This is a genomic window from Streptacidiphilus cavernicola (genome assembly GCF_042510955.1).
Classification (GTDB): Bacteria; Actinomycetota; Actinomycetes; order Streptomycetales; family Streptomycetaceae; genus Streptacidiphilus; species Streptacidiphilus cavernicola.
Genome location: NZ_JBHFAB010000028.1, coordinates 95,346 through 106,469 on the forward strand (window position 1 = coordinate 95,346; position 11,124 = coordinate 106,469).

The 11,124-nt window shown below is 74.4% G+C and carries 10 protein-coding genes; 7 read left to right on the plus strand and 3 right to left on the minus strand.

Annotated features, from left to right (window positions below; translation table 11 throughout):
- Positions 1-91: 91 nt before the first annotated feature.
- Positions 92-892 carry an IclR family transcriptional regulator gene (locus ACEZDE_RS29055; RefSeq protein WP_380542327.1) on the plus strand — a complete coding sequence of 267 codons (801 nt, stop codon included), beginning with the start codon at positions 92-94 and terminating at the stop codon, positions 890-892.
- A gap of 12 nt (positions 893-904) precedes the next feature.
- Here ACEZDE_RS29055 and ACEZDE_RS29060 read toward each other — a convergent pair whose 3' ends face one another.
- On the minus strand, positions 905-1,522 hold the full coding sequence (locus ACEZDE_RS29060; protein ID WP_380542331.1) for a nucleotidyltransferase family protein: 618 nt from the start codon (positions 1,520-1,522) through the stop codon (positions 905-907).
- A gap of 130 nt (positions 1,523-1,652) precedes the next feature.
- On the opposite strand from ACEZDE_RS29060, the gene moaA reads away from it, so the two are divergent.
- The 3 genes from moaA (at position 1,653) to ACEZDE_RS29075 (ending at position 4,538) form a co-directional block, all read left to right on the plus strand.
- A complete protein-coding gene (moaA, locus tag ACEZDE_RS29065; protein WP_380542334.1) occupies positions 1,653-2,699 on the plus strand; it encodes a GTP 3',8-cyclase MoaA in 1,047 nt (348 codons plus the stop codon).
- Between the two features lie 115 nt (positions 2,700-2,814).
- Positions 2,815-3,630 (plus strand): hypothetical protein, encoded by an 816-nt coding sequence (locus ACEZDE_RS29070; RefSeq protein ID WP_380542337.1) that lies wholly within the window; start codon positions 2,815-2,817, stop codon positions 3,628-3,630.
- Between the two features lie 128 nt (positions 3,631-3,758).
- On the plus strand, positions 3,759-4,538 hold the full coding sequence (locus tag ACEZDE_RS29075; RefSeq protein ID WP_380542340.1) for a hypothetical protein: 780 nt from the start codon (positions 3,759-3,761) through the stop codon (positions 4,536-4,538).
- A 1-nt stretch (position 4,539) separates the two neighbouring features.
- Here the strand turns inward: ACEZDE_RS29075 and ACEZDE_RS29080 are convergent, their stop codons facing one another.
- A complete protein-coding gene (locus ACEZDE_RS29080; protein WP_380542343.1) occupies positions 4,540-5,952 on the minus strand; it encodes a glycosyltransferase family 39 protein in 1,413 nt (470 codons plus the stop codon).
- A 286-nt stretch (positions 5,953-6,238) separates the two neighbouring features.
- On the opposite strand from ACEZDE_RS29080, the gene ACEZDE_RS29085 reads away from it, so the two are divergent.
- Positions 6,239-7,306 (plus strand): DUF2637 domain-containing protein, encoded by a 1,068-nt coding sequence (locus ACEZDE_RS29085; RefSeq protein WP_380542346.1) that lies wholly within the window; start codon positions 6,239-6,241, stop codon positions 7,304-7,306.
- A 27-nt stretch (positions 7,307-7,333) separates the two neighbouring features.
- Here the strand turns inward: ACEZDE_RS29085 and ACEZDE_RS29090 are convergent, their stop codons facing one another.
- Positions 7,334-9,433, minus strand: a complete 2,100-nt coding sequence (locus ACEZDE_RS29090; protein ID WP_380542349.1) for a SpoIIE family protein phosphatase — start codon at positions 9,431-9,433, stop codon at positions 7,334-7,336.
- 351 nt (positions 9,434-9,784) lie between these two features.
- On the opposite strand from ACEZDE_RS29090, the gene galE reads away from it, so the two are divergent.
- Together galE and ACEZDE_RS29100 are read left to right on the plus strand one after the other, a co-directional pair.
- Positions 9,785-10,789 carry a UDP-glucose 4-epimerase GalE gene (galE, locus tag ACEZDE_RS29095; RefSeq protein WP_380542352.1) on the plus strand — a complete coding sequence of 335 codons (1,005 nt, stop codon included), beginning with the start codon at positions 9,785-9,787 and terminating at the stop codon, positions 10,787-10,789.
- Between the two features lie 217 nt (positions 10,790-11,006).
- On the plus strand, positions 11,007-11,124 hold a 118-nt coding region (locus ACEZDE_RS29100; RefSeq protein ID WP_380542361.1), incomplete at its 3' end, for an urease subunit gamma.

Below are 11,124 nucleotides of genomic sequence, written 5' to 3' on the forward strand. Positions count from 1 at the left end.
GTTTCCGCGATACAGAAATTCAACACATTGTTGATGTTGCTCGCGGCACACCATACCCCTGCTCCGGCACGTCCTTCAGGAAGGTAGTCCTGTGGCCGCTCCCCCCGCATCGGTCGACGCCCCCGCAGCCGACCGTTCCGGCGGCGTCCAGTCCGTCGAACGCGCCTTCCACCTGCTCGAAGTCCTGGCCGACGCGGGCGGGGTGAGCACGCTCAGCGATCTCGCGACCGCGTCGGGGCTGCCCATGCCGACCATCCACCGGCTGATCCGCACCCTGGTCCAGCAGGGGTACGTCCGACAGGACACCGCCCGCCGCTACACGCTCGGCCCGCGGCTGATCCGGCTCGGCGAGACCGCGGGGCGGCTGCTCGGCAGCTGGGCCCGGCCCTACCTGGCCGAGCTGATGGAGGCCACCGGCGAGACCGCGAACCTGGCGGTGCTGGAGGCGGGCGAGGTCGTCTACGTGGGGCAGGTGCCGTCCCGGCACTCGATGCGGATGTTCACCGAGGTCGGCCGGCGGGTGCAGCCGCACTGCACCGCCGTCGGCAAGGTGCTACTGGCGCAGCTGCCCCGGCCGGAGGCGGCCGGGGTGCTCGGCAGCGCGCCGCTGCCCGCGCACACCGAGTACACCGTCACCGAACCGGCCCGGCTGCTGGCGCAGTTCGACGCGGTACGGACCGGCGGCTACGCGGTGGACGACCAGGAGCAGGAGGTCGGCGTGCGCTGCATCGCCGTCCTGGTGCCGGGCGCACCGACGCCGACCGCGCTGTCCATCTCCGGACCGGAGGCCCGGGTCAAGGCCCTGGAGGCGCGGAGCGGGCGGGGCGGGCTGATCCCGCAGATGCAGGAGATCGCCACCAGGCTCGGCCACGCCCTCGCCACCAGCGGCTGACACCCCGCGGCGTCAGCCGGACCACCGGGACCAGGCTTCCGGGGTGTCGATGTCGTCCGGGCGGGCGACGTCGCCGCACTCCACCAGGGTCAGCTCCGCGGCCCGCGCCGCCAGCAGCGTCCGCGCGCCCGCGTCGCCGACCGCGCCCCTGGCCGCCTCGGCCCAGTACTCGGCGCCGATCAGCACCGGGTGCGCCCGCCGTCCCCGGTACGCCGCCGCGGCCAGCCTCGCGCCGTGCTGATACGCCGTCAGCATCCGGGCCACCGCCGCCGGGCTCACCCCGGGGGTGTCCACCAGCGAGACCAGCGCGGCCGGCGCCCCCGGCGCCGCCGCCGGGAGCGCGGCAAGACCGGCCCGGAGCGAGGAGCCCATCCCGGACTCCCAGTCGGGGTTGCGGACCACCGTGCAGCCGCCCAGCTCGGCCCGCGCGCCCACCTCGTCCGCCGCCGCGCCCAGCACCACCAGCACCTGCCGGCAGCCGCCGTCCCGCAGCACCGCGACGGCGTGCTCCAGCAGCGGTCGGCCGCGGTAGGGCAGCAGCGCCTTCGGCCCCAGGCCGAGCCGTCGGCCGCCCCCGGCGGCGAGCAGCAGCGCGACCGGGCGGGGGGCGGGTACCAGGGAGGAGGTCACGGGACCAGTCTGGCCCGCCGACCGCCGCAGCAGTCTTGTACGAAACTACAGCCGCATCCGGCGGCCCCGTCGCGTTCGCCGGGGCTTCACCCGCTGGACCGGCCACCGACCCGCCCGCTCTACTGGGCAGATGTCCAGCACCGCCGCCACCCCGCTCGCCGCCCCGCAGCCCGCGGCCGACCCCGCGCCCGCCCCGCTGACCGACCGCCTCGGCCGGGTGCACACCGACCTGCGGGTCTCGCTCACCGACCGCTGCAACCTCCGCTGCACCTACTGCATGCCGGAGGAGGGCCTGGCCTGGCTGCCGAAGCCGGAGCTGCTGACCGACGACGAGGTGGTCCGGCTGGTCGACGTCGGCACCCGGCGGCTGGGCATCCGCTCGGTCCGGCTCACCGGCGGCGAACCGCTGCTCCGCCGCGGCCTGCCGGGCCTGATCGCGCGGCTGACCGCGCTCCCGTACGCCCCCGAACTCTCGCTCACCACCAACGGCGTCGGCCTGGCCCGCAGCGCCGCCGCCCTGCGCGACGCGGGCCTGCGCCGGGTGAACGTCAGCCTGGACACGCTGCGCCCCGAGCGCTACACCGAGATCACCCGCCGGGACCGCCTCGCCGACGTACTGCTCGGCCTGGCCGCCGCCCAGGCGGCCGGGCTCGCCCCGGTGAAGATCAACGCGGTGCCGGTGCGCGGCGTCAACGACGACGAGATCGCCGACCTGACCGCCTTCGCCGCCGAGCACGGCTACCGGATGCGCTTCATCGAGTCGATGCCGCTGGACGCCCAGGGCGCCTGGGACCGGGAGCGGATGGTCACCGCCGACGAGATCCTGGCCCGGCTGGGCGAGCGCTTCACGCTCCGGCCGCTGCCGCGCGAGGGCAACGCCCCGGCCGAGGAGTGGCGGATCACCGGCACCGACGCCGTGGTCGGGGTGATCGCCAGCGTCACCCGCCCGTTCTGCGGCGGCTGCGACCGGGTCCGGCTCACCGCCGACGGACAACTGCGCAACTGCCTGTTCGCCACCCGGGAGTCCGACCTGCGCGGGCTGCTCCGCTCCGGCGCCGACGACGCCGCGGTCGAGGCCGCCTGGCGGGCCTCGGTGGCCGGCAAGGCCCCCGGCCACGCCATCGACAGCGCCGACTTCCGCCGCCCCGAGCGGCCGATGTCGGCCATCGGCGGCTGAGGAGCCGGCCCGACACCTCTCACCGCTTCCTGTCTGCAAAGGGACCTCCCGATCGGCGTGGATCAGGGACGATGGGACGCAGAGCTGGACAACCCTCAGGAACGGACGGTCCGTGATGCCTGGTACGACCACACGCCCGGTGCGCTGCCCGGCCTGCCGCAGGGAGCACGCCTACGAGCCCTCGGTGTTCCCCTGCGCCTGCGGGGCCCGGCTGCGGATCCCGCTGCTGCACGGCGGCATCCCGGTCCAGGTGCGGTTCCGCTCCTGGGAGGACTCCTGGCTGAACATGCGCTGCCCGACCTGCGGCCGGTCCGAGCAGTGGCCGCAGCCCGAGTTCACCTGCGACTGCGGTGCACAGGTCCGGCTGCCGGTGGACGCCGCCCGCAGCCCGGTCCCGGTGCCGCCCGCGGTCCAGCCGCCGCCGCCACCGGCCCCGGCGCAGCCCCGGAGCGCGCCGCCGTCCCGTCCCGCCGCCGGGGCCGGACGCCCGGCGCAGCCGCCGCTCCCGCAGCCGCCGACCCGGGCGCGGGCCGTGCCGCCGCGCAGCCCCTTCGTCCCGCACCCGGTCCGGACCTCGGACGACGCCATCCTCGCCGCCGCCCGCTACCTGGAGTGGCTGGGCTTTGGCGAGCTGGAGGTCTCCGACTCGCAGGACCGCGAGGGCGTCTGCCTGCTCGGCAGCACCGTGGTCGCCCAGGTGGACACCTGGACCGAGCCGGCCGACCTGCGCGCGGTCGAGTGCCTCTGGCTGAACACCCTGCACGCGGACGAGCTGCAGCCGGTGATGTTCACGCTGGCCGGCTACAACCAGGAGTCCCGCAACCGGGCCGACCAACTGCTGGTCGCGCTCTTCGAGTTGGATCTGGCCGGGATACCGCAGCCGGTCAACTCGGCCGCCCGCGAACTGCTGCGCACCGGCGGCGTCAGCTGACGGCCCATCAGCAGGTGGGGGCCGGTAAAAAGAGATCCCAACTGGTACCGCCGTTGATCTGGCGCGGCTCCCCGACCACGTGTTGGAATTCCGTCACCACCGGCCAGCAGCACGGAGGGGAGCCGTCCTTGTCGGACCATCGAACGGCGTCGGAGCACCGCACGGCCCGGATCGACGACTCGCGCGACGGCACCGCCGCAGGTCCCGCACCGGACACCGTCTGGCTGCTGCGCTCGCGCGGCTGCTGGCAGGCCGCCGCCGACCTGCTGGAGCCGCAGGCCACCCGCTCCCCCGAGGCCGCGCTGAGCCGGGCCGAGCTGCTGATCGAGCGCTCGCTGTTCGAGGGCGACGGCTGGGGCGACGCCGAGAACGCGCTGCGGCTGGCCGAGAGCGGCGCGCGCAGCGACACCGAACGCGCCGCCGCCGCCTGCGCCCGCGGCTACCTCGCGTACTGCTCCACCCTGCTGCGGGTGCACGACCGGCTGGACGAGGCGCAGGCCGCCCTGGGCCGCGCCTCCGCGCTGCTCGCGCCGGGCGCCCCGGGACGGCCGCTGCTGGACTTCCGCCGCGGCCTGGTCGCCGAGGAGCTGCTGCTCGACCCGGTCGCTGCCCGCGCCGCCTACCGCCGCGCCCACGCCGGGGCCGAGCAGCAGCAGGACGACCTGCTGCTCTCCTACACCTGGCGGCACCTGGCCATCATCGCCCAGCAGGACGGCAACCTGGCCGGAGCCAGGCACGGCTTCGCCGAGTCGCTGCGGCTGCGCGAGCTGACCGGCTTCGCGGTCGGCATCGCCCCGGCCCTGGCCTCGCTCGCGGACGTCTCGACGGCCGCCGAGGCGGTCCAACTCCGCTCCCAGGCGGACCGGCTGGCCGGCGTGTTCGGCGGGGTGCCGGTGCCGCGGGGCTGACTCAGCAGTGCCCCGGCCGGGCGTAGGCGGTCACCAGCAGGCCGCGGACCGAGCGCTGCGCGCAGACCTGGAAGCCGGCCGCCAGCACCCGCTTCTTCGCCAGGTCCTGGCCGGAGGCCGGGTCCGCGGTGCTGCCGGGCGCCACCCGGACGGTGACGATCCGGTCCGCCCCGCGCAGCCGGCCCGGCACCGCGGCCGAGGGCACCTCGGTGCCGCTGAGGTTGCCCAGCGACGGGCCGTCCTGGAGCAGCGCCAGGTCACGCAGCCCGGTGTAGTCGCGCGGCAGCGCCAGCGCCGACTGCCGCAGCGAGGACGGCAGGAACAGCACGCCGTCGCCGGGCCGCGCCAGCGCCCGCACCGCGTGGGCGGCGCCGGCCAGGTCGTTGCCCCGGCTCTGCGGGGTGCGCAGGTGGAGTTCGAGCGGAAGCAGGAGCAGCAGCGCCGCCGGGACGGCCAGCAGCGCGCGCCAGCCGAGCCGCGGCAGCGCCCGGCCTGCGGCGTCCAGCGCCGCGCCGACCAGCAGCGCGAGACCGGCGTACTCGAACAGGACGTAGCGGTCCAGGTAGACCGGGGTCCAGCAGAAGCTGACCAGCAGCAGCGCGCCCTGCGGCAGCAGCAGCACCGGCAGCGCCAACGCCCGCAGGCTCGGGGGCGGTATCCGCTGGTCCGATATTCGCTGGTCCGGCCGCGGCGGCACCCGGACCAGCGCGCAGAGCACTCCGACCAGCGCCAGCCCCGCGCCGAACAGCACCGTCCCGGTCCCGGGTTCGGCTATCCAGGCCACCTGCCCGGCCTGTTCCGCGCCGCGCAGCACCAGCGGCAGCATCGCCACCGCCGCGGCGCCGGTCGCCAGCGCCCAGCCCGCGCGCACCCGGCGCGGCTGCCGACCCGTCAGCAGGGTCAACCCCTGCGCGGCGACCGCGAGTACGGCGTACTCGTGCAGCAGGCCGGTGGCCAGCGCGGCGAGGCCGTAACAGGCCCAGCGGCCGACCGTGGGACGCTCGACCGCCCGGAGCAGCAGCAGCCAGGACCCCACCACCACCGCGCAGACCAGGGCGTAGGAGCGGCCCTCCTGGGCGTAGTACTGCACCGCAGGGAAGGCCGGGAAGGCGAGCCCGGCGGCGAGCCCGGCCCGCGGCGAGGCCAGTCTGCGGCCGACCAGCGCGATGCCGCCGGCCGCGGCGGCGGTGGCCAGCACCGAGGGGGTCCGCAGCAGCACCGCGCCGCCGTCGTGCAGCCGGAACAGGCCGTGCAGCAGCAGGTAGTAGCAGCCGTGCACTGCGTCGACGTGCTGGGTGAGCCGCATGATCCGGCCGGTGTCGCGGTGCGCGACCTGCAGGCTGACCGCCTCGTCGCCCCAGAAGCTGCCGCCACGGCCGATCCCCCAGAAGCCGAGCAGTAGCGCCAATACCACAGGTGGGACTGCGACCGCCAACCCGCGGAGCCGGTCCCGAGCGGTTTCCGGCCGGGTTGCCGGGCCCGGCGCCGGACGGGATTTCACCAGGTCACCATGAGTATGTGGGGCGACCATGCGGCAACTGTACACACCGTGCGTACCAGCACGGACAGCCGCCCCACTTACACCCGTCCCGGTGTATCGGTCCCAAAAGCACCATCCGCCACCGGTGTTTGGGCAAGTATGGTTCCCACTTCGGCCGCGGTCGGGGTATCCGGGCACAGGCCGAGCTTTGGACGAGGGCATGAGACTTTCCGACATCACGCTGGGGTGGGGCGTCGCCGCCGTCGCGGCCCTCCTGCTCGTCGCCGGGCTGGCGACGCTGCTGCGGGCACGCGGTTCGGCGGCACGCGACAGCACCGACTCCTGGGAGCGCGGCGAGGAGCGGCGGCGCAAGAAGGAGGCCCTCTACGGGTCGGCCTCCTACGTGCTGCTGTTCGCCTGCGCCTCGGTCGCCGCCGCGCTGTCGTTCCACGGCCTGGTCGGCTTCGGCCTGCAGAACCTCGGCCTGTCCGGCGGCTGGGAGTACCTGGTCCCGTTCGGCCTGGACGGCGCGGCGATGTTCTGCTCGGTGCTGGCGGTGCGCGAGGCCAGCCACGGCGACGCGGCGCTCGGCTCCCGGCTGCTGGTGTGGTTCTTCGCGGGCGCGTCCGCCTGGTTCAACTGGGTGCACGCCCCGCGCGGCATCGACCACCACGGCGCCCCGCAGTTCTTCGCCGGGATGTCGCTCTCGGCCGCGGTGCTGTTCGACCGCGCGCTGAAGCAGACCCGCCGGGCCGCGCTGCGCGAACAGGGCCTGGTGCCGCGGCCGTTGCCGCAGATCCGGATCGTCCGCTGGCTGCGCGCGCCGAGGGAGACCTACGCGGCCTGGTCGCTGATGCTGCTGGAGAACGTCCGCTCACTGGACGAGGCGGTGGACGAGGTCCGCGACGACAAGCGGCAGCGGCTGCTGGACCGGGACGAGCAGCGCCGGGCCTCCCGGCACGAGCGGGCCGAGCTGCGCGCGCTGAGCAGCCGGGGCTGGCCGCGCGGCGGCCGTCCGGCGGCGGAACTGCCCGCCCCCGCCGCGCACCGCACCGCGGCGAACGAGCGCCAGCCGGTCCCCGCGGAGCCCGCCATAGCCGACGCCCTGGCGGCAGACGTCCTGGCCGACGCACTGGCCGACGGCGAGCCGGTGGCGGAGCTCCCGGTGCGTCCGCGCCCGGCGGAGGAGCGGACCTTCGACCTGACCGCGGAGGACGACACGCTGACCCTGCCCCGACTGGACTCGCTGGAGCAGAAGCTCAAGGACCTGGAACGGCTCTACGGCTGACGGTGGATCAGCTTGCCGCGCCGAGCCTCAGGGCTGACGGTGGATCAGCTCGAACCACATCCGCTTGCCGGTGCCCCGCGGGTCGACCCCCCAGGCATCGGCCAGCGCCTCGACCAGCATCAGCCCGCGTCCGGAGGACGCCTGCTCGCCGGGCGTGCGGCGCTTGGGCCAGAGGTCGGACTCGTCGTCCACCTCGACCCGGAGCCGGGCCGGTCCTTCGGGGCCGCCCTCCCGGTAGAGGCGGGCGGTCAGCAGCGCGTCCCGGTCGGTGTGCACCAGGGCGTTGGTGACCAGCTCCGAGGTCAGCAGCTCCACCGTGTCGGCCAGCTCGCCGACGCCCCAGCGGCGCACCGCGTCGCGCAGTTCCCCACGCACCTCGGCGACCTGCTCCAGGTCGGCCTGCGGGATGCGGCGGCGCAGCTGACGGGGTCTGGCCTCGGCCGGGCCGTCCCAGCGGAGCAGCAGCAGGGCGATGTCGTCGTCCCGCTCGTGGCTGTCCGCGGCGGCGTCGGCGATCCGGTCGGCGAGCGCCTCAAGCGCGCCGGGCCCCTGCAGCTCCCGGCCGCCGACGGCGTGGCGCAGTTGCTCCATGCCCTCGTCGATGTCCACGGTCCGGGTCTCGACCAGGCCGTCGGTGCAGAGCAGCAGCATCTCGCCGGGGTCCAGGGTGAACCGGGTGACCGGGTAGGAGTTCTCCGGGTCGATGCCCAGCGGCAGCCCGCCCGCGACCGGCTGCACCGCGCTGCTGCCGTCGGCCCGGCACACCAGCGGGTCCAGGTGCCCGGCGCGCACCGCGTAGACCGCGCCGTAATCGACGTTGACCTCGGCGTAGAGGCAGGTGGCGAAGTGGCCGGTGTCGAGGTCGGCGAGGAAGCGTGAGGCACGGGTCATCACCGCGGCCGGCGGGTGGCCCTCGGCGGCGTAGGCGCGCAGCGCGATCCGCAGCTGGCCCATCACCCCGGCGGCGTGCACGTCATGGCCCTGGACGTCGCCGATGACCAGGCCGACGTGCCCGCCGGGGAGCGGCACCACGTCGTACCAGTCGCCGCCGATCTGCAGCCCGGTCCCGGCCGGGAGGTAGCGCACCGCGCTGGTGAAGCCGGGCAGCGGCGGCACCCGCCGGGGCAGCATCACCCGCTGCAGCCCGGCCGCCAGCTCGTGCTCGGCGTCGTGCAGCCGGGCACGGGCGAGGGACTGCGCGACCATCCCGCCGAGGGTGCTGAGCAGGGTCCGGTCCTCGCTGTCGAGGGCCCGGTCCTCGTAGAAGCTGGCGACGCAGACGCCGATCGGCCGGCCCCCGGCGACCAGCGGCAGAAAGGCCCAGGCGCTGCGGGTGGTGTCCGAGACCCGCTCCCAGACCGCGGGGAAGCGCTCCTGGTACTCGCGCCTGCTGCCCAGGAAGACCGGGGTGCGGGTGCGCAGGGCCAGCGCCGCCGGATGGTCGGAGTCCAACGGGACGTGGTCCGGCGGCGCCGGGGCCTCCGGACGGTAGCCGGTGGAGCGGAGGATCTGGATCCGGCCGCTGTCCAGGACCGCGAGGATCAGCCCGTCCGGGGGGATGCCGGGCAGCGGCAGCTCGGTGAAGACCCGGGCCACGTCCTGCATGGTGGTCGCCTCGGAGAGGGCGCGGGCCGCCTCCTTGATGAACCGGGTGCGTTCCTCCCGGACCATCGCCAGCCGGTCCGCGCGGACCCGCTTGTGCAGCTCGACCGTGGCGTCCCAGACGAAGCCGACCATGTGCGAGGGCTTCCCCTGCTGGTCGGCGAGGACCCGGGCGCGGAACCGGACCGCGTGCATCTCGCCGTCCGCGAAGACGGTGCGGTAGTAGGCGCCGCACTGGCCCAGCTCGGCGACCGCGCGCTGGACCCGGTCGCGCACCACCGGCGCGTCCTCGGCGTGCAGCAGGGCCAGGAAGCCCTCGGAGTCCAGCGGCGGCAGCTCGGGGTGCTCGGCCGGGTCGTCGATGCCCAGGATCCGGCAGGCGCGGGCGTCCCCGACGATCACGTCGGTACGCAGGTCCCAGTCGAACGAGCCGATGCCGTTGGCGGCCATGGCGGGTTCGAGGGCCACCGGCGGCTCCAGCGCGGCAGGCGCGGACGGGCGTGGCGACGGGGGTGTGGGCGCCACTGCGTCTCCTGCCGGTCTGCTGGTGGGTTCGGTGGGTTCGGTTCGGTGGGTTCGGTGGGGTCTGGTTCGGGTGGGGTCGGGGCCACCGGGGGCGTGTGTACTGCTCAGGCCCGGGGACGGCCCCCACGGGCGGGGGTCAGGACTTCATCCTGTCGGATGAAGCGACCAACGGCAATGCCGGGGTATACCCCGGCGGCGCGTGGCGGGACGACGCGATCCATTACTGTTCGGCCACTGTCGGGTCACGGAACCATCTCGACCGGCTGATCGTCCGTAGCTGCGTATCCATTTCACACTCATGTTCACATTGCGTGTTCACATCGCATGTTCACAACGAGGGCGGGACGACAGATGAAGGTTCTGATCACCGGCGGCGCGGGTTTCATCGGCAGCACCATCGCCTCCGCCTGCATGGACGCTGGGATCATCCCGGTCATTCTGGACAACCTGGTGACCGGAAGGCGTGAGTTCACCGAGGGGCGGGTCTTCTACGAGGGCGACATCGCGGACGGCGTGCTGGTCGACCGGATCTTCGCCGAGCACCCGGAGATCGAGGCCGTGATCCACTGCGCCGCGCTGATCGTGGTCCCGGAGTCGGTGGAGCAGCCGCTGCGCTACTACCAGGAGAACGTCGCCAAGACCATCGCCCTGCTGGACCACCTGCAGCGCAACGGCTGCGAGCGGCTGCTGTTCAGCTCCTCCGCCTCGATCTACACCCCCGGCGCGGACTTCGCGGTCGACGAGGATTCCGCGCTCGACCCGCTCAGCCCCTACGCCCGCACCAAGATGCTGATGGAACTGGTCTTCAAGGACACGGCGGAGGCGACCCCGCTGCGGGTGCTGTCGCTGCGCTACTTCAATCCGGTCGGGGCGGACCCGCAGTTGCGCACCGGACTGCAGACGCCGCTGCCCTCGCACGCCCTCGGCAAGCTGATCGAGGCCCGTCGCAGCGGCGGGACGTTCCGGATCACCGGCACCGACTGGCCCACCCGCGACGGCAGCGGCATCCGCGACTACGTCCACGTCTGGGACCTGGCCCGCGCGCATGTCGCCGCGCTGCGCCGGTTCGACCTGGCGCTGCCCGCGGACGGGGCCGAGTCCTACCTCGTGGTCAATCTGGGCACCGGGGACGGCACCACCGTCCGCGAACTGGTCGCCGCGTTCGAACGGGTCACCGGGGATCCGCTCCCGGTCGAGGAGACCGGCCCCCGCCCCGGCGACAACGCGGGGGCCTTCACCCGCGGCGACCGGGCGGCCACGCTGCTGGACTGGCGGCCGGAGCTCAGCCTGGACCAGGGCATCGCCGACACCCTCGCCTGGTTCGCCCGCCGGGAGGCACTGCTCGACCTGGCGTGACGGTGATCGCGTGACCGTGATCGGTGGTGACGTGCTTGGTGGTGTGACGCGCTTGGTGGTGTGACGCGCTTGCTCTGTCCGGTCGCCTGACCGTCGCGCCGCCGTGCGTCCGGGGCTCGCCGCGGCCAGGCTGGACAGCGCAACGGGACGGGGGGTTCAATACGGAACAACGTTTGAACGCCGTTCTAAAACTTCTCCGGACGAGGCGACGAGCACTGTGCGACTTTCACCTACTGAGCGGGATCGGTTGTTGTTGTTCACTGCGGCGGAGTTGGCGCGGGCGCGGCGGGCGCGGGGGGTGCGGTTGAATGTGCCCGAGGCGACGGCGTTGATCG

Coding starts and splice junctions, on each gene's coding strand:
- moaA (WP_380542334.1), top strand. CDS start 1,653: ATGTCCAGCACCGCCGCCACCCCGCTCGCCGCCCCGCAGCCCGCGGCC.
- ACEZDE_RS29070 (WP_380542337.1), top strand. CDS start 2,815: ATGCCTGGTACGACCACACGCCCGGTGCGCTGCCCGGCCTGCCGCAGG.
- ACEZDE_RS29085 (WP_380542346.1), top strand. CDS start 6,239: ATGAGACTTTCCGACATCACGCTGGGGTGGGGCGTCGCCGCCGTCGCG.
- galE (WP_380542352.1), top strand. CDS start 9,785: ATGAAGGTTCTGATCACCGGCGGCGCGGGTTTCATCGGCAGCACCATC.